Genomic DNA, 17,006 nt, shown 5'->3' with positions numbered 1-17,006 from the left:
TCGGATCGGCAGCGGTGCGGGCACCGGATCGAGCGTAGTGCGCCGGTACCCTCGAACGCGGTCGGCCGCGGCGAGCGGCCGAGAGAAGTCTCAGGGGGGAAGCGCATGGCACAGAAGTCTGCACACAAGTGGGTCGAGACCGACGTACCGGATCAGACCGGCCGGACCTTCGTGGTCACGGGAGCCAACAGCGGGCTCGGCGCCGAGGCCGCGAAGGCACTCGGTCGCGCGGGCGCGACGGTGGTGCTGGCCTGCCGGACCGTGGAGAAGGCGAAGCCGATCGCGGACGAGATCGGTGAGCGCGCCGAGGTGCGTCGACTCGACCTCGCGGATCTGAGCTCGGTGCGGGAGTTCGCCGACGACACGCCCACCGTGGACGTACTGATCAACAACGCCGGCGTCATGGCACTGCCGCTGAAGCGGACCGCCGACGGTTTCGAGATGCAGTTCGGCACGAACCATCTCGGGCATTTCGCGCTGACCGGCCTCCTGCTGGACAGGATCACCGACCGCGTGGTCACCATGTCGAGTTTCATGCACCAGGTACCGGGACTGAAGCTGTCGGACCTCAACTACGAGAAGCGTCGCTACAGCCGGTGGGGTGCCTACGGGCAGTCGAAGCTGTCGAACCTGCTGTTCGCGTACGAGCTGGATCGCCGACTGCGTGCGGCGGGGTCACCCGTGCTCTCGCTGGCGGCGCATCCCGGTTACTCGAGTACCGAGTTGATGGGTCGGACGGAGAGTGTGCAGGACGCGTTCATGTCACTCGGCCGGGTCTTCGCCCAGTCGGCCTACATGGGAAGCCTGCCGGAGCTCTACGCCGCGACGGCGCCGGGGCTGCAGTCCGGCGGCTACTTCGGACCGGACGGGTTCCAGGAGCTGAGCGGGCACCCGAAGAAGGTCGGATCGAACAAGGCCTCGCGTGACGAGGCGAAAGCCCGTGAGCTCTGGACCAGGTCGGTCGAGCTCACGGGCGTCACCTACCCGATCTGAACGGTCAGTCGTCGCTGACGGTGATCTGCACGTCGATGTTGCCGCGGGTCGCGTTGCTGTAGGGGCAGACCTCGTGGGCCTTGTCCGCGAGGGCCTGCGCCGTGTCGTGATCGAGGTTGGGGAGGGTCACCTCGAGGACCACGGCGAGCTCGAAGCCGCCGGCGTCGTTCGGGCCGATGCTGACCTTCGCGCCGACGGAGGAGTCGGTGACGTCGGCCTTCTGCTGGCCGGCGACGAGGCGCAGAGCGGAGTGGTAGCACGCGGCGTAGCCGACGGCGAAGAGCTGCTCCGGGTTGGTTCCGTTGCCGCTGCCGCCCATCTCGGTGGGGGCGGCGAGGTCGACGTCGACCTTGCCGTCGGTGGTGCGGCCGTGGCCGTTGCGTCCGTCGCCGGTGGCCAGTGCCTCTGCGGTGTACAGCGTCTTCATGGGTGAACCTCTCGTGGTGGGGATGGACGGGTCAGGCGGAACGAAGCGACGCGGTGGTCTTGCGGACGAGTGCGATCAGCGTGGTCGCCTCGTCTTCGGAGAGGCCGGTCGCGGTGAAGATGCACTCGGGAACGTGCGCGGCCGCGGAACGCAGGGCGCGGCCCGTGTCCGTCAGCCCGATCTCGACGCGTCGTTCGTCCTCCGCTGACCGTTCGCGGGTGACGAGCGACAGTGTCTCGATGCGCTTGAGCAGGGGGGACAGTGTTCCGGAATCCAGGCCGAGTCGATCGCCCAGTTCCGAGACGCTGAGTCCGTCCCGCTCCCACAGCACGAGCATCACCAGGTACTGCGGGTAGGTGATGCCCAGCTCGTCCAGCAGGGGCCGGTAGACCGCGGTGGTGGCCCGCGACGCCGAGTACAGGGCGAAGCAGAGTTGCTTGTCCAGTGTCAGCGCGTCGTTCACAAGACCGAACGTAGCGCACAATTGAATTGTGCACAACCTTTTGCTCGAGACAATTGTCCGTCGAAGCGATCGAGGCGGACGTCAGCGTGCGAACAGGAACATCGCAAGAGTGCGGAGAACGCCGGGGTAGGCGTCGTCACGCGGCTGCGAGGCGGCGGGCGCGGGTCGGAGCGGCGTCATGGGCACCGATGGGTACTGACCGTCGGTAACGGGTGCAGTGGTGGTTTCGGCGGAATGGTCCAGACTCATACCCCGTATTGTGCACCACCCGTCTGCGAAAAGGCTGTGAACAGCCCGTGCGGTTCGTGGCGTGTCCCACGGGACGTCACATCCGGGCGTGCCGGGCCATCACGACGGCGTAGACGCCGTAGAGGGCGATGCCGACTCCGGCGAGGACGAGCAGGATCTGTCCGAATGGCTGCGCCCCCAGGGTCTTGACGGCTCCGTCGAGACCCGTCGCCTTGCCGGGGTCCGCGGTCAGCACGGCGGCGGCCACCAGGACACCGACACCGACGAGGGCGAGGCCCTTGGCGGTGTATCCGACCACGCCGATGACCCGGACCGGACGCCCGACGTGACCCTCGAGGTCCTTCTCGAACTTCGTGGAGATGCCCTTGTACACGTGATAAGCGCCGACGCCGATGATGACGGCTGCGGCCACGACGAGAACGACCTTGCCGATCGTCGACTCCATGAGGCGGGCGGTGAGCCCGGCGTTCTGCTGACCCGTCGACTGCCCGGAACCGCGAGCGAAGTTCAGCGCGGACCAGGCGAATGCGAGGTACACGACGGCGAGTGCACCGGCCTTGAGTCGATCGGTCGCACTGCCGGAATCGGCCTCGGTCTTCTTACCCACCACCGCCTCGAGAATGCGCCACGCGGCGAGGGCCAGGAAGGCGACGACGGCGATCCACAGCATGACGGCACCGCCGGGCTTGGAGGCCAGCTCGCCCAGCGCGCCGGACTGGTCGGCGTTGCCGCCCTGTCCGAAGGCGAGCCGCACCGCGATGTATCCGATCAGGAGGTGCAGCACTCCGCTCACGAGATGCCCTGCGCGGGCGGCTCTCTCGAACGCCGTGCTGTTCTGGATGCGGTCCCCGCGAGAGGTGTCGATCGCCATCGGACCATGGTCCCACGTCAAGGGAGAAGAATGTCCGCTTCCGCCGCCCGGGTGCGTCGGTACGGCCGTGCGCTACAGTGCCTGTGTGCAGCGAGCATATTTTTGGTTCAGCAGGCCGGCCCTCGGTGGTCCGGTCAGCGGAACCATGCGCTGACCCACTCCACCCGACGAGCCGGCAGGACCGGCTCGCGTGGAATGCGTGTCCCGGTCGTGACGTCTCACCCGACCGCCCCGAGGACTCATCGTGACTCTCGCACTCGACACTCTTCCCGACCTGTCGCGGACAGGTCCGCTCGTCTCGCCGCGTGCGCTGCGGGACGCGGAACCCGCATCCGCCGACGCGGCTCTCCGCGTCGCCGACAGCCGTGACGCCCTGCGCGCCATCCTGACCGGAGCCGACGACCGCGTGGCCGTCGTGGTGGGCCCGTGCTCCGTGCACGACCCGATCGCGGCACTGGACTACGCCCGCCGGCTGGCCGTCCTGGCCGACGAGGTGGGGGATCGACTCCAGGTGATCATGCGGGTCTACTTCGAGAAGCCGCGGACGTCGGTGGGCTGGAAGGGTCTGCTCAGCGACCCCGGCCTCGACGGCTCGGACGATCTCGACGCCGGGCTCCGGGCGGCGCGGCGCATTCTGGCCGCCATCGTCGACGGCGGCCTGCCCACGGCGACGGAGTTCCTCGATCCTGCTCTGTCCGGCCATCTCTCGGACCTGGTGACGTACGGGGCGATCGGTGCCCGCACCGCGTCGTCGCAGGTTCACCGCCAGATGGTCAGCGGTCTGCCGATGCCGGTGGGCATCAAGAACGGAACGGACGGCGACGTGCAGGTGGCCGTCGACGGGGTGCGCTCGGCGAGGTCGCCGCACGTGTACGCCGGGGTCGACGACGACGGCCGACTGGCCGCCGTGCGCACGACGGGCAACGAGGACGCCCACGTCATCCTCCGGGGTGGGTCCTCCGGCCCGAACTACGACGCGGCTTCGGTGACCGACGCTGGGGAGCGGCTCCGGCGCTCGGGCGCGGACCCGCGGGTGGTGGTGGACGTCAGCCACGGCAACAGTGCCAAGAACCACCGACGCCAGCTCGACGTGCTGGGCGACCTCGCCGACCGGATCGCCGGCGGCGACCGCGGCGTCGTGGGGGTGATGGTGGAGAGCTTCCTCGTCGAGGGCCGTCAGGACCTCGGCACGTTGGGGGAGCCGCTCACCTACGGCCAGTCGATCACCGATGCCTGCCTCGGGTGGGCCGACACCGAACGCGCCGTGCGTGCGCTGGCCGACGCCGTCAGCGCACGCCGTGCGGTCGGAACTGGACGCTGATCCGGGGCCCCGTGGCGCGCGTGCTCTTGGGCACGCAGTGCTCCCAGGTCCGCTGACAGGACCCGCCCATGACGATCAGATCACCGTGTCCCAGAGTGTGTCTCACTGAGGGACCGCCGCCGCGCGGTCGCAGCAACAGCGGCCGTGCGGCGCCGAGGGACACGATGGCGACCATGGTGTCCTCGCGCGCTCCGCGTCCGAGGTCGTCGCCGTGCCAGGCGACGCTGTCCTTGCCGTCGCGGTAGAAACAGAGTCCGGCCGTGGCGAAGTCCTCGCCCAGTTCGGCTCGGTAGTGCTCGCTCAGCTGTCGACCGGCATCGACCAGGACGGGGGCGGGCAGCCGCTCGGGATCGGGGAAGAAGGAGACCAGGCGCGGGACGTCGACGACGCGGTCGTACATCGGTCGGCGTTCCGACCGCCACGGAACCTCCTCCACCAGCCGGTTGAAGACGGAGTCCGAGCCGCTCACCCAGTTCGGCAGCACGTCGATCCACGCGCCGTCGGTCAACACCGTCCGGCGGACGGACGTGAGGGAGCCGAGCGACGGTCCGTCCGCGCCGTCGTCGAACAGGGACGCCTGGAGTGCGTAGGTCACGGGGCCATCGTAGCGCGGTCGTTCGAACGTATGTTCCTACACGGCTGTCGTCACCGAACGCGGGCCAGCTCCGCTGCGCGCAGACCGACGTACAGTTCGGCGGCGTCCACCGGGTTCGTGTGATCACGGCCCGTGAGGTCGTGGATACGGCGGAGCCGGTAGAGCACGGTGTTGCGGTGGTAGTGCAAGCGGTCGGCCGCCGCGGTGGTGGAACCGGCGGCCGCGAACCACGCGTCGAGCGTCTCGAGCAGGCTGTCCCGGTCCGCGAGGCGGTGCGGGCCCTCGGCCACGGCGAGCGGACCCAGGATCTGCCGGGCGGCCCGCGCGGCGGCGTCGGGAGTCGAGACCAGCAGCAGCGGAACCGGACACGCGTCGTAGCGACTGATGCGCGCGCTCCCCGGCGGTGCGCAGCGACGAGCCGTCCGGGCCTGCGCCACCGCCGTCGGGGTGGACAGCGACCGCTCGTAGTACGTGCCGACACCCAGTCGGGTGCCGTAGAGCCGGCCCAGGGTGTCCACCGCGTCGTCGAGCACCGCCGGCGCGGAGGCGACCAGCAGTCCCAGGTGACCGTCCGCATCGGTGTCCCACACCGACTCGACACCGAGCGGCAGGATGCTCTCGCGCGCGCTGCCCGGAGTGGCACCCCGGTCGACGGTGGTCTCGGCGGACACGACGGCGAAGTGGCCCGCGTCCGGGATGCGGAAGGCCCGCAGGGCGTCCTGCACGGCAGCGGGGTCCGAGGCGGTCTCGTCGAAGAGAGCGCGCAGCACCATGCGGCGCGCATCGGCGTCGTCGAGGGCGAGCCGGTCCGCGGCGTCGCGATACGCCTCCGCGGCCGCGTCGGAATAGGTGTCCACCAGTGCCCACACCTCGGTGGCCATTGCGAGCAGCACCTCCGGAGCCCGGCCCGCGGCCGCCGCGGTGAGCTCGGCCCAGATCAGACGACCACCGAGGCGGAACGCATGCAGCAACGCTGCCAACGGCACCGCGTTCTCGGCCTTGATTCGGCCGGCCGCGCGTGCGGGTTCCAGGTCGCCGCTCGCGCCCGTGGTCAGAGCGTCGAGCATGGACCGAAGATTGCCGGTGCACACCGTGGCGAGCTCGTCCCGCGTGAGCGACGTGGCCTCGAGGTACGACTGTTCGGCGACCAGGATGTCGAGGACGAGTCGCTCGCTGAGCTCGCCGACGTGCTCTCCCAGCAGCGCGGCGAGACCCTGCGAGGTGAGCGGTTCCGGTGCGGAGCGGCGGACGGCCACGGGAGTCGACATCACTCCACCGTACGGCTGTCCGGTGACGGACACCACAGGGCGGCTGTGCTTCGGCACAAACCGGGCGCGTGAGCTGCCGACGTCCGCCTATGGCCACCCGATGTAGTACAGGTCACAATCAACGGTATGACCACAGGCGAACTCACCCCGAGTACCACCGGCGCATCCGCCTTTCCCGAGGTCGACGCGGCTCTCCGCGACCTCGAACAGGGCGAGGCCGCATGGGCACGTGCCTCGCTCGGCGACCGCGCGGACCTTCTCGACCGGGTCGCGGCCCTCACGGCGTCGAAGGCGCAGGAGTGGGTCGACGCGGCCGCTCGATTCAAGAAGCTGCCCGCGGCCTCCGCACTCCTCGGCGAGGAATGGCTCTCCGGGCCGTACTCCGTCGTCACCGCGTGCCACGTGCTCGCGCAGAGTCTGCGGCAGCTCGCCGTGGGGAAGAGCCCGCTCGCGGACGCCCGGATCGGCTCGGGTCCGGGCGGGCGCACCACCGTGCAGGTGCTGCCGTCGAACATCTTCGACACGCTGCTGCTCAACGGGTTCTCCGCCGAGGTGTGGCTCGAACCGGGTGTCGACGCGGACACCGCGCGCCGTGACGCCGGACTCGCGCAACGGAACCCGACCGAGACAGGGGGCATCGGTGCGGTGCTCGGCGCCGGCAACATCACGTCCATCGCCCCGCTCGACACGCTCTACGAACTGGTCGCGCACAACCGCGTCGTCGCGCTGAAGCTCAACCCGGTGACGGATCCGATGGAACCGGTGCTCCGCGCCGTCTTCGCTCCCTTGGTCGAGCTGGGCGCGGTGCGCATCCTCACCGGTGGCCCGGACGTCGGCTCGTACCTCGTGCACCACGACGCCGTGGCGCACGTGCACATGACGGGCAGCTCGATCACGCACGACGCCATCGTCTTCGGCACCGGCGAGGAGGGGGCCGAGCGGAGGAAGGCGAACACCCCGTTGCTCGACGTGCCCATCTCGAGCGAACTCGGCGGCGTCTCGCCGGTCATCGTGATCCCGGGCCAGTGGTCCGACGCGGACATCCGGTTCCAGGCCGAGCACGTGGTGACCCAGCGGCTGCACAACGGCGGCTACAACTGCGTCGCGGCGCAGGTCGTGGTGATCTCCTCCGAGTGGCCGCAGCGCGACGCGTTCCTGGCGGCACTGCGCACGGCACTCCACGAGGCGCCGGACCGCGAGCCGTACTACCCCGGCAGCGCCACCCGCGTCGCCGGTGCCCGAGCGGACTACCCGGGCGCGGAGTCGCTCGGCCCGTCCGGCGGCCGTACCCTCGTGAGCGACCTCGATCCGGACAGCTACCGCGCTCTGCTCACCACCGAGTACTTCGCACCGGTGCTCGGTGTCATCGAGATCCCGTACACCGGGCAACGTTTCGTGGACGAGGCCGTCCGCATGTCGAACGAGGAGTTCGTCGGCACGCTCGGCGTCAACGTGATCGCGCATCCCGACACGCTGTCGTCGCTCGGCACCGCCGTCGACGAGATGCTCGAGGACCTGCGCTACGGCACCATCGCGCTCAACGCGTGGACCGGCGTCGGCTTCCTCACGGCGGCGGCGACCTGGGGTGCGTTCCCGGGCCACACGCTCGACGACGTCCAGAGCGGAATCGGCGTCGTGCACAACGCACTGCTGATCGACCGACCCGAGCGCACCATCGTCCGCGGGCCCTTCCGACCCGCGCCGCGCTCGATCCTGAAGGGCGAGTTCACCCTGTCGCCGAAGCCGCCGTGGTTCGTCACCAACCGCACCGCGGCCACCACCGCGAAGCGGTTCACCGCGTTCGCCGCGGCTCCGTCCTGGAAAGCCCTGCCCGCCATCTTCGCGTCCGCTCTGAGAGGTTGACATGACCGAGACTTCCACCGACTACGTCGTCGTCGGCGCAGGATCCGCAGGATGCGTCGTCGCGAATCGGCTCAGTGCCGCGTCGAACACCGACGTCGTCGTCCTCGAGGCGGGCCCGGAGGACAAGGACAAGTTCGTCCACATTCCCGCCGGGTTCTCGAAGCTCTTCCGTTCGGAACTGGACTGGGACTACGACACCGAGCCGCAGGCCGAACTCGCCGGCCGACGGATCTTCTGGCCCCGTGGGCGCATGCTCGGCGGCTCCTCGTCGATGAACGCCATGATGTGGGTGCGCGGGTTCGCAGCCGACTACGACGACTGGGCGGAGGCAGCGGGACCCGGGTGGTCGTTCGACAGCGTGGTGGACACCTTCCGCCGTATCGAGAACATCGAGGGTGCCACCGAGTCCGACGAGGGCAGCGGCGGACCGCTGCACGTGTCGAAGCAGCGCAGTCCCCGGTCGATCACCGGCGCGTACCTCGATTCGGCCGCGGCACTGGGCTTGTCGACGGAGCGCGCCAATCTCCCCACGCCCAAGGGCATGACCGAGACGATGGTCAACCAGAAGCGCGGCGCCCGGTGGAGCTGCGCCGACGCGTACCTGCGGCCGGCCATGTCACGGCCCAACCTCACCGTGGTGACGGAGGCGCAGGCCACGCGCGTGCTCTTCGAGGGAACCCGCGCAGTGGGTGTCGAGTACTCGAAGGACGGTGCGCTGCACACGGTTCGGGCCTCGAAGGAGGTCATCCTGTCCGGCGGTGCCATCAACACCCCGCAGTTGTTGATGCTGTCGGGGATCGGTGCGCCGGAGCATCTCGCCGAGCACGGCATCGACGTGGTGCACGCCGCCCCCGAGGTGGGCGAGAACCTCATGGACCACCTGGTGTCCGCCCTCGGATACGGGGTGCAGTCCGACACGCTGTTCACCGCGGAGAAGATCCCGGAACTGATCAACTACCTCGCGCGTCGACGCGGCATGCTGACCTCCAACGTCGCGGAGGCGTACGGCTTCGTCCGCAGCCGCGACTCGCTCGACCTCCCGGACATCGAACTGCTCTTCGCGCCGGCGCCCTTCTTCGACGAGGGTCTCATCCCTGCGGACTCGCATGCGGCCATCCTGGCGTCGATCCTGCTCAAGCCGGAGAGCCGCGGACGCATCTCGTTGCGGTCGTCCGCACCGTTGGACAAGGCGATCGTGGATCCGCGCTACCTGTCCGACCCGGGCGGTGTGGACCGTGCGGCGATGCTCAGCGGGCTGCGCTACTGCGCCGACATCGCGCAGACGGAGCCGCTGAAATCGCGACTGGGGGAGATGGTGCGCCCGGTACTACGCAACAGCGAGGCACTCGACGAAGCGCTGAGCGAGTCGCTGGAGACCATGTCCCACACCCTCTACCACCCGGTGGGCACCGCCCGGATGGGCTCGGACGCGGCATCGGTGGTGGATCCGGAGCTGCGGGTGCGCGGGGTGGAGGGGCTGCGCGTGGCCGACGCGTCCGTGATGCCGACGATCATCCGCGGCCACACCCACGCACCGTCGGTGCTCATCGGGGAGAAGCTGTCGGAGTTCGTGCTCGCCTCACGCGTGTGAGCGGTACGACCCCGGCGTCATCCCGGTCCACCGTTTGAAGGCGCGGCGGAAGGCGCTGGGTTCGGAGAAGCCGAGACGCGAGGAGATCTCCTCGGCCGTCTCGCCTCGTTCGAGCCCGGCGACCGCCGCGTCGCGCAGCACCTCGTCGCGCAGCTGACCCAGTGACGTGCCCTCCTGGCGCAGCAACCGGCGCAGGTGCGGCACGCTGATGGACAACATCGTCGCGATGTCGGTGGTGGTCGAGGCGCGGCCCATCGCGCCCAGTGCGAGGGCGCGCCGCACCACACTCGCCGCGCTGGAGCCGTAGTCCCGCTCCGAGAACAGGCGATTGGGCGACTCGCGGAGGTACTCCTCGAGGCTCTCCTCCGTCTGCACGAGCGGTGACGCCATGATCGCGTCGTCGAATTCCAGTGCCGCGACGTCGGATCCGAACGTCACGTGCACCCCGAAGATGTCGTCGTACACCCGCGGCGACGGATGCTGCGGTTCGGGGAAGGGCACCTGGACGGACAGCAGTTTCACGCGCCGCCCGATGAGCCACGCCGAGAAGCGGTGCCAGAGGATGAGCAGGAACTCGATGCGGATGCGCTGCGCCGCCTCGGCCGCCTCCGGGGAGAGCTGATCGGCGATCATCGTCGGGGAGTCGACGAGTTCGAGCCGGGCGCGTCCCCCGCCGCGCATCAGCACACCGCGCGGGACGCCGGGAAAGGCGCGACCGACGTCCACCATACGCTCGAGCGCGCTCCCCAGATCGGGGCGGTGGATCATCGTCAGACTGAGTGCCCGAAAGGTGCCGCGGCGCACCGGAGCCGATCCGAGACCCATCAGCTCGTCGCCCGTCATCTGCCACAGCGCGCGAGTGAGGCGCGTGACCTGGTCGGTGGTGAGGCGGGCGCCGGGTCGAGTGAGGACGTGCGGGTCGATGTCGGCCTCGCGCAGGCAGGCGGACAGGTCCACACCCGTCTCCCGCGCGAGGGTCACCGCCGTGCGGACGAACTCCACCGAGATGGTCGGCGGCGCCGCAGTGTCGACCGTCATGGGGTGGCGGACAATCGGGCCAATCGCGACGCCGCGTCGGCGAGCACGTGATCCTGTTTGCAGAAGGCGAAGCGCACCAGGGTGTCCCAGCCCTCGCGGTGATCGACGAACGCGTCCACCGGTACGCCGACGACGCCGATGCGTTCGGGCAACGCACGGCAGAAACTGTCGGCGTCGGACTCGCCCAGTGGAGCGATGTCGGCGCAGACGAAGTACGTGCCCTCACTGCGCTTGACGTCCAGCCCGGCATGCGACAGCGCGGCGGACAGCGTGTCCCGCTTGGCCTGCAGTCCCGATCGCAGGGCGTCCACCCAGTCGCTCTCGTGGTCGAGGGCGTGGGCCACCGCCGGCTGGAAGGGGGCGCCGCCGACGAAGGTCATGAACTGCTTGGCCGCCTTCACCGCGGCGATGAGGTCGGCGGGTCCGCAGGCCCACCCCGTCTTCCACCCGGTGGCGTTGAACGTCTTCGCCGCGCTCGACACCGTGATGGTGCGCTCGGCCATGCCGGGGAGCGTGGCGATGGGGGTGTGGACGGCGTCGTCGAACACCAGTCGCTCGTAGACCTCGTCGGTGAGGACCAGGAGGTCGTGCTCGCACGCGACCTCGGCGATCGCGGCCAGCTCCGATGCGGTGAACACGGTTCCGGTGGGATTGTGCGGGGAGTTGACCACGATCATGCGGGTGCGCGGGCCGACGGCGGAGCGCAGGGCATCGACGTCGAGGGCGAATCGATCGCCGTCGACGACGAGGGGGACGGTGCGCCGCTGCGCACCCGCGAGCGCGACGGCGGCCGCGTAGGAGTCGTAGTACGGCTCGACGAGCAGCACCTCGTCACCGCTCTCGACGAGGCCGAGCATCGCGGCGCTGATCGCCTCGGTGGCCCCGACGGTGACCAGGATCTCCGAGTCCGGGTCGTACTCGGTGCCGTAGCGGCCGACCCGGTCCCGGGCGACGGCGTCGCGCAACACCGCCATGCCCGGCCCGGGCGGGTACTGGTTGAGGCCGGACGCGATGGCCTCGCGCGCCACCTCGAGCATGCGCGCGGGGCCGTCGGTGTCCGGGAAACCCTGACCGAGGTTGACGGCGTCGTGCGTGGCCGCCAGCGCGGTCATCTCCGCGAAGATGGTGGACGCGAAGGGGCGCAGCCGGGCGACGGTGCGGGAAGGCCGGAGGCCGGCCGGATTCGATTCGCGGGAAGGCCGGAGGCCGGCCGGATTCGATTCGCGGGAAGGCCGGAGGCCGGCCGGACTCGATGCGCGGTCGTTCGACGTCACAGCCATGAGGGGGAGCCTAGCGTTCGAGTCACGAGTCCCTCGACGCGTCAGTCCGCGCGCTTCTGCAGCAGTTCCTCGGGCAGGTCGTGGGGGTCGATGAGGAGCTGATCGTTCTCGGCCTGCCGCACGGTCTCCGACACGGACAGGTTCTTGCGCAGCAGCTTCCACTCGACCGGATCGATGGCCTCGATGGCCGTCCGCAGCACGGTCCGGTCCCGCGTACCCCAAGCGACGGGCATGGGGCTGACCATCTGCCACGTCTCCGAGATGGATCTGGCGCTCCGGTCGGACAGCACGGCCACGGAGGGGACGCGCTCGCCCTCGGTCATCGTGTGTCCCGGCAGCGCCCGCACGTTCCGGACGACGAGTGCGTAGTGCGGGACGGTGGTCTCCGGCTTGGCGATGTCGATCAGCGCGAGGATCGTGGCTCCACGCGGTCGCGTCTCCGACACCATGGCCGGCACCAACGCGCTCGAGGCGTACAGCTCGTCGATGGACCCGACCTTGCGGGGCGCCCACACGGACACCCACAGCGACATCAGGGCGGCCACGGCCAGCACCGCACACAGGATGTAGGACCACGCGTGGTCGAGGACGTACAGCCAGGCCGCGCCGCCCGCGAGGAGCACGGCGAAGACGACGGACGAGATGCGCAACCGCCGCACGTCGCCGAGGGTCTCGTTCACCGACCGGGCGTGCGCGCGGTCGACGGGGAAGTCGAAGGTGCGCATGTCAGATCGCCGGTCCCAGGAGGTCGTCGGCGTCGGTGATGCGGTACGCGTAGCCCTGCTCGGCGAGGAAGCGCTGGCGGTGAGCCGCGTACTCCGCGTCGAGGGTGTCGCGCGAGACGACCGAGTAGAAGTGCGCCTGCCCACCGTCGTGCTTGGGGCGCAGCAGTCGGCCCAGTCGCTGGGCCTCCTCCTGCCGGGATCCGAAGGTGCCCGAGACCTGCACGGCTACCGAGGCTTCGGGGAGGTCGATGGAGAAGTTGGCGACCTTGCTCACCACGAGGGTCTTGATCTCGCCGCGGCGGAACGCGTCGAAGAGCAGTTCGCGCTCCTTGTTCTTGGTCGAGCCCTGGATCACGGGAGCATCCAGGGCCGCACCCAGCTCGTCGAGCTGGTCGAGGTACGCGCCGATGACGAGCGTCGGTGAGTCCTCGTGCCGCGCCAGGATCGACTTCACCACGGCGATCTTCGTGTGCGCCGTGGAGCACAGCTTGTAACGCTCCTCCGGCTCCGCCACGGCGTACGACATGCGTTCCGCGTCGGTCAGAGTGACGCGCACCTCGATGCACTCGGCCGGCGCGATCCAGCCCTGTGCCTCGATGTCCTTCCACGGTGCGTCGTAACGCTTGGGGCCGATGAGCGAGAACACGTCGCCCTCGCGGCCGTCCTCGCGCACCAGCGTCGCGGTGAGTCCGAGTCGGCGTCGCGACTGCAGGTCGGCTGTCATGCGGAACACGGGAGCGGGGAGCAGGTGCACCTCGTCGTAGATCACCAGGCCCCAGTCGCGGGAGTCGAAGAGCTCGAGGTGCTTGTACTCGCCCTTGGTGCGGCGCGTGATCACCTGGTAGGTCGCGATGGTGACCGGGCGGATCTCCTTGCGCTCGCCGGAGTACTCGCCGATCTCCTCCTCGGTCAGGGAGGTTCGGGCGATGAGCTCGCGCTTCCACTGCCGACCGGCGACGGTGTTGGTGACGAGGATCAATGTGGTCGCGCGGGCCTTGGCCATGGCCGCGGCGCCCACCATCGTCTTGCCGGCACCACAGGGGAGGACGACCACACCGGATCCACCGGCCCAGAACGAGTCGGTCGCCATCTGCTGGTAGTCGCGGAGCTCCCAGTGGCCACCGGAGAAGTCCAGATCGATGGGATGCGCCTCGCCGTCGACGTATCCGGCCAGATCCTCGGCCGGCCAGCCGACCTTGAGGAGCATCTGCTTGAGGCGCCCGCGCTCACTGGGGTGGACGAGCACGGTGTCGTCGTCGACCTGCGCGCCGAGCATCGGGGCGATCTTCTTGTGCCGCATGATCTCGGTGAGCACGGCGCGGTCGAGGCTCACCAGGGACAGCCCGTGCACGGGCGACTTGACCAGCTGGAGCCGGCCGTAGCGGGCCATCGTGTCGACGATGTCGACGAGCAGGGGCTGCGGAACCGCGTAGCGGGAGAAGGTCACGAGGGCGTCGACCACCTGCTCGGCATCGTGGCCCGCGGCGCGCGCGTTCCACAGCGCGAGCGGGGTGATGCGGTAGGTGTGGACGTGCTCGGGTGCGCGTTCCAGCTCGGCGAACGGAGCGATGGCCGCGCGGGCCTGCCCGGCGAGCTCGTGGTCGACCTCGAGCAACAGGGTCTTGTCGGACTGGACGATCAACGGTCCGTCGGTCACGGTCTCTCCTTCACGCGCCCCGCATGGACGAACCGGGGCGCAACCAGTCCATTGTGCCTTGCACCGGCGCGGCGGTTCAGGCGAGCAGGGCCACCGACGTGATGCGGTGCAACGTGAAGTGACGCATGACACCGGCGTCGGGGTCCCACGCGTCGAGTTGGCCGCCGCCGACGGTCACCGGTTCGACGACACGGTTGCTCGAGACACCGGCAGCGTCCACGTAACCGATGCTGATCGGTGAGCGGGACAACGCGGCGCGCTGGAGAAGCGCGATCGTCGCGGCGCCGGACGCACGGGTGCCGTCGGACCGCACCCGTTCACGCTCGGTCCGGCGCACCTCTCCGGCTCGGGTGCCGGCCCGCATCTCCGAGACGAGGCGCCCCAGTTGCTCGTCCGTGGGGACGGCGGGCGTGCGGTAGGGCGAGCGACCGCGACGGGGGACGACGCGCGCACCGCGATCGCGGACGTCGACGATGGTGCCGGAGGAGTCCTCTCCCGCGGGTGCGAACCCGGCGGCGCGCAGCCCGGCCAGCACGTCGGCCAGCGGCGCCTGCGAGATCGCGACGGTCGGGGCCAGTGCCCGCAATGCGAGGGCCTCGGCGGCGGGGGAGGAGAGCACCTCCGCGAGCAGTGCGGGATCCTCGCAGCGGACGAAGGACGATGCCACCCCGGCACGCAGGCGTCCGTGGCGGCGGGCGACGTCGTCGATGAGGTAGGTCAGCGACTGCGGGACGGGCGTCCGCGAGTGGGTGGCGAAGAGTGCATGGAGCTCGGCGGCGGTGGTGCCGCCGTCCAGAGCACGTCGCAGCGTCCGCTCGTCGATGCGGTACATCGTCGCGGCGCCCGCCGACTCGATGTCCGCGACCGTCGCCATCCGCTGCGCGAGCTCGGGAGTCAACGGCCCGGGGGCGACGACGGTCAGGTCGGCCTGGACCAGAACGTGGTCGATGGGTTCGGGCAGGACGCGGTGCATCGCCGCCGCGGCCGAGGAGGGATCACCGATCAGTGCGCGTCCGGGGGTGGACAGTGCTCCGCGGCCGACGACCCCGAGAGCGCCGGCCTCGGCCAGGTAGCGGGAGACCGGGCCGACGCCCAGGCGAGCGGCGAGGCGTGGCCTGCGCCAGGTGGCGATGCGGACGACGTCCTCGGTGGCGAGGGCCTTTCCCGAGGCGAGATCGGCGATCACGCCCAGCACGATTCGCCGGTCTCGGGGCGCGGCGGCCGAGCGGGCCTCGTCGGACAGTGCGGCGATCGGCTTGTCGTTGGCGTCGCGCATGCCGATCAACCACGGCACCCTGGGCAGATCCAGCCAGGCTCCGGCCAGGGTGGCCCAGCGCTGTGCCGGCGATGCGGTGACCCACGCGTCGACCGCGGGGGTGGGCGTCCACATGTCGTCGATGTCGGTGAGCGGTCCCGGATCGGGCAGCCCCACCGCGATGAGTCCGGCGCCCGCCAGGACCTCGACCAGCAGGCCGACCCGCGCCTCGTCGAGATCGGCTGCCTTTGCGATGCGTCGGATCTCCCGGACGCCGAGTCCCCCCGCCTTGAGTGCGGGCGCGGGCGTGCGGGAGAGCGAGTCGACGATGTCCTCGCAGTGCCGCAGCAGCTCGAGGGCCTCCCCGGCGGCGGCCGCGTCGACGTCCGCCACCCCGACAGCGGTGATCGACGCCGCCGGTGGGGCCAGCGACACCGGATCGGTGACGGGCTCGCCGCGGAGTACCTGCGAGACCTGCGGCGGCAGTTCGACCGTGTTGTCGTCGAGCCAGGTGAGCAGCCCGGCGGCGAGCAGGCGCTGGACGGGCCGATCCGCGGGCGTACCGGGTGCAGCGTCGCGCGTCCGGCCGATCGACGACGAGCGGGTCAGCGTGGTGAGCAGCTCACGGCTGCGGTCGTCGATCTCCGCGAGCTTCGCACCGACCACCTCGGCGGTGAGCGAGGCGTCGACGTCGAAGAACCGTCCGACCCGCCACGGCACGGCGTCGCGTGCGGTCGCGACCAGGGTGAGCGACGTCGTGCCGCGCACCAGCGCACGCGCACGCAACACCGACAGTGCCGCGTCGACCGCCTTCTTCGTCGCTCGGCGGCCGACGATCTCGTCGAGTCGGGCGCGGGCGACCGGGGCGGTGTCGGCGCCCTCGTGCGCGAGCAGCTCCACGACGGTCAGGCACGTGGTGTCCAGGTCCTCGGCCGCGCGCAGTACCGAGGCACGTTGCTCGGACCGGCCCGCCAGAACCTCGAGTGTGGGCGGCGGCGGGATGGTCAGGTCGGGGCGGAGCCGCAGCAGTTCGGCCAGTTCGTCGTCGCTGCGCGCGGACAACCACTCGGTGAGTGTGTCCGCCGGCGTGCCCTCGTTGTCGGTCATCGAGGTCAAGCGTAGAGACCGGTCCGGGGACCTGGACTGGCAGAGGCGCTACTCCGAATGGTGAAATGAACCATGGCGAACTCAGAGAAGAAGCGATATGTCGACCCGGGCTGGCCGCACAGTGCAGACGACGACGATCATCCCGTCACCGAACTGATGTCGGCGCGCGCTGGAAACCTGTCCCCGTTCGGTGAGGAGACGGAGTTCCCGCTGCCGGTGGACTCGCTGCCCTACGCGCATCCCCACACGGTCATCAACCGCTGACGCGCGAGACACGAGAAAGGCCCCCACCAGGTCGGTGGG

Annotated in this window: 16 protein-coding genes; 5 read left to right on the top strand and 11 right to left on the bottom strand. The window is 70.1% G+C overall.

Annotated elements, in window-relative coordinates; all coding sequences use genetic code 11:
* Positions 1-105 precede the first annotated feature (105 nt).
* Positions 106-993 carry an oxidoreductase gene (locus BR07_RS0103525; RefSeq protein WP_027504251.1) on the top strand — a complete coding sequence of 296 codons (888 nt, stop codon included), beginning with the start codon at positions 106-108 and terminating at the stop codon, positions 991-993.
* 4 nt (positions 994-997) lie between these two features.
* Here the strand turns inward: BR07_RS0103525 and BR07_RS0103520 are convergent, their stop codons facing one another.
* The 4 genes from BR07_RS0103520 to BR07_RS0103505 all read right to left on the bottom strand — a co-directional run bounded on the left by BR07_RS0103520 (position 998) and on the right by BR07_RS0103505 (position 3,003).
* On the bottom strand, positions 998-1,420 hold the full coding sequence (locus tag BR07_RS0103520; protein WP_027504250.1) for an organic hydroperoxide resistance protein: 423 nt from the start codon (positions 1,418-1,420) through the stop codon (positions 998-1,000).
* Positions 1,421-1,451: 31 nt separating this feature from the next.
* On the bottom strand, positions 1,452-1,883 hold the full coding sequence (locus BR07_RS0103515) for a MarR family winged helix-turn-helix transcriptional regulator (protein WP_027504249.1): 432 nt from the start codon (positions 1,881-1,883) through the stop codon (positions 1,452-1,454).
* Between the two features lie 81 nt (positions 1,884-1,964).
* Positions 1,965-2,132 (bottom strand): hypothetical protein, encoded by a 168-nt coding sequence (locus BR07_RS26885; protein ID WP_155956908.1) that lies wholly within the window; start codon positions 2,130-2,132, stop codon positions 1,965-1,967.
* A 76-nt stretch (positions 2,133-2,208) separates the two neighbouring features.
* Positions 2,209-3,003 carry a DUF1206 domain-containing protein gene (locus BR07_RS0103505; RefSeq protein WP_027504248.1) on the bottom strand — a complete coding sequence of 265 codons (795 nt, stop codon included), beginning with the start codon at positions 3,001-3,003 and terminating at the stop codon, positions 2,209-2,211.
* A 244-nt stretch (positions 3,004-3,247) separates the two neighbouring features.
* Here BR07_RS0103505 and BR07_RS0103500 point away from each other — a divergent pair, with 244 nt between their 5' ends.
* On the top strand, positions 3,248-4,324 hold the full coding sequence (locus tag BR07_RS0103500; RefSeq protein ID WP_037183986.1) for a 3-deoxy-7-phosphoheptulonate synthase: 1,077 nt from the start codon (positions 3,248-3,250) through the stop codon (positions 4,322-4,324).
* Here BR07_RS0103500 and BR07_RS0103495 read toward each other — a convergent pair.
* A complete protein-coding gene (locus BR07_RS0103495) occupies positions 4,290-4,919 on the bottom strand; it encodes an alpha-ketoglutarate-dependent dioxygenase AlkB (RefSeq protein ID WP_027504246.1) in 630 nt (209 codons plus the stop codon). The two genes, BR07_RS0103500 and BR07_RS0103495, sit on opposite strands and share 35 nt — an antisense overlap.
* Before the next feature lie 50 nt (positions 4,920-4,969).
* On the bottom strand, positions 4,970-6,187 hold the full coding sequence (locus tag BR07_RS0103490; protein WP_027504245.1) for a PucR family transcriptional regulator: 1,218 nt from the start codon (positions 6,185-6,187) through the stop codon (positions 4,970-4,972).
* Between the two features lie 126 nt (positions 6,188-6,313).
* Between BR07_RS0103490 and BR07_RS0103485 the strand changes: the two genes are divergently transcribed.
* Positions 6,314-8,050: an aldehyde dehydrogenase family protein gene (locus BR07_RS0103485; RefSeq protein ID WP_027504244.1), complete on the top strand. Its 1,737-nt coding sequence runs from the start codon at positions 6,314-6,316 to the stop codon at positions 8,048-8,050.
* 1 nt (position 8,051) lies between these two features.
* On the top strand, positions 8,052-9,641 hold the full coding sequence (locus BR07_RS0103480; RefSeq protein WP_027504243.1) for a GMC family oxidoreductase: 1,590 nt from the start codon (positions 8,052-8,054) through the stop codon (positions 9,639-9,641).
* Here the strand turns inward: BR07_RS0103480 and BR07_RS0103475 are convergent.
* The 5 genes from BR07_RS0103475 to BR07_RS0103455 all read right to left on the bottom strand — a co-directional run bounded on the left by BR07_RS0103475 (position 9,630) and on the right by BR07_RS0103455 (position 16,703).
* A complete protein-coding gene (locus tag BR07_RS0103475) occupies positions 9,630-10,679 on the bottom strand; it encodes an AraC family transcriptional regulator (RefSeq protein WP_027504242.1) in 1,050 nt (349 codons plus the stop codon). The genes BR07_RS0103480 and BR07_RS0103475 overlap by 12 nt on opposite strands.
* Entirely contained in the window at positions 10,676-11,959 is a 1,284-nt protein-coding gene (locus BR07_RS23135; RefSeq protein WP_081821058.1) for a pyridoxal phosphate-dependent aminotransferase, read from the bottom strand. Before BR07_RS23135 ends, BR07_RS0103475 begins: the two co-directional genes overlap by 4 nt.
* A gap of 41 nt (positions 11,960-12,000) precedes the next feature.
* Entirely contained in the window at positions 12,001-12,684 is a 684-nt protein-coding gene (locus BR07_RS0103465; RefSeq protein WP_027504241.1) for a DUF3239 domain-containing protein, read from the bottom strand.
* A gap of 1 nt (position 12,685) precedes the next feature.
* Positions 12,686-14,341, bottom strand: a complete 1,656-nt coding sequence (locus BR07_RS0103460; RefSeq protein WP_027504240.1) for a DNA repair helicase XPB — start codon at positions 14,339-14,341, stop codon at positions 12,686-12,688.
* A gap of 76 nt (positions 14,342-14,417) precedes the next feature.
* Positions 14,418-16,703, bottom strand: a complete 2,286-nt coding sequence (locus tag BR07_RS0103455) for a helicase-associated domain-containing protein (RefSeq protein ID WP_027504239.1) — start codon at positions 16,701-16,703, stop codon at positions 14,418-14,420.
* 72 nt (positions 16,704-16,775) lie between these two features.
* Here BR07_RS0103455 and BR07_RS0103450 point away from each other — a divergent pair, with 72 nt between their 5' ends.
* Positions 16,776-16,967, top strand: a complete 192-nt coding sequence (locus BR07_RS0103450; RefSeq protein WP_027504238.1) for a hypothetical protein — start codon at positions 16,776-16,778, stop codon at positions 16,965-16,967.
* The last annotated feature ends 39 nt before the right edge of the window (positions 16,968-17,006 follow it).

The sequence above is a fragment of the Rhodococcus sp. UNC23MFCrub1.1 genome (assembly GCF_000686025.1).
Lineage (GTDB): Bacteria > Actinomycetota > Actinomycetes > Mycobacteriales > Mycobacteriaceae > Rhodococcoides.
This window is presented reverse-complemented; position numbering and strand designations above follow the sequence as displayed.

Coding starts and splice junctions, on each gene's coding strand:
- BR07_RS0103465 (WP_027504241.1), bottom strand. CDS start 12,684: ATGCGCACCTTCGACTTCCCCGTCGACCGCGCGCACGCCCGGTCGGTG.
- BR07_RS0103480 (WP_027504243.1), top strand. CDS start 8,052: ATGACCGAGACTTCCACCGACTACGTCGTCGTCGGCGCAGGATCCGCA.
- BR07_RS26885 (WP_155956908.1), bottom strand. CDS start 2,132: ATGAGTCTGGACCATTCCGCCGAAACCACCACTGCACCCGTTACCGAC.
- BR07_RS0103490 (WP_027504245.1), bottom strand. CDS start 6,187: ATGTCGACTCCCGTGGCCGTCCGCCGCTCCGCACCGGAACCGCTCACC.
- BR07_RS0103505 (WP_027504248.1), bottom strand. CDS start 3,003: ATGGCGATCGACACCTCTCGCGGGGACCGCATCCAGAACAGCACGGCG.
- BR07_RS0103455 (WP_027504239.1), bottom strand. CDS start 16,703: ATGACCGACAACGAGGGCACGCCGGCGGACACACTCACCGAGTGGTTG.
- BR07_RS0103475 (WP_027504242.1), bottom strand. CDS start 10,679: ATGACGGTCGACACTGCGGCGCCGCCGACCATCTCGGTGGAGTTCGTC.
- BR07_RS0103520 (WP_027504250.1), bottom strand. CDS start 1,420: ATGAAGACGCTGTACACCGCAGAGGCACTGGCCACCGGCGACGGACGC.
- BR07_RS0103450 (WP_027504238.1), top strand. CDS start 16,776: ATGGCGAACTCAGAGAAGAAGCGATATGTCGACCCGGGCTGGCCGCAC.
- BR07_RS0103525 (WP_027504251.1), top strand. CDS start 106: ATGGCACAGAAGTCTGCACACAAGTGGGTCGAGACCGACGTACCGGAT.
- BR07_RS0103485 (WP_027504244.1), top strand. CDS start 6,314: ATGACCACAGGCGAACTCACCCCGAGTACCACCGGCGCATCCGCCTTT.
- BR07_RS23135 (WP_081821058.1), bottom strand. CDS start 11,959: ATGGCTGTGACGTCGAACGACCGCGCATCGAGTCCGGCCGGCCTCCGG.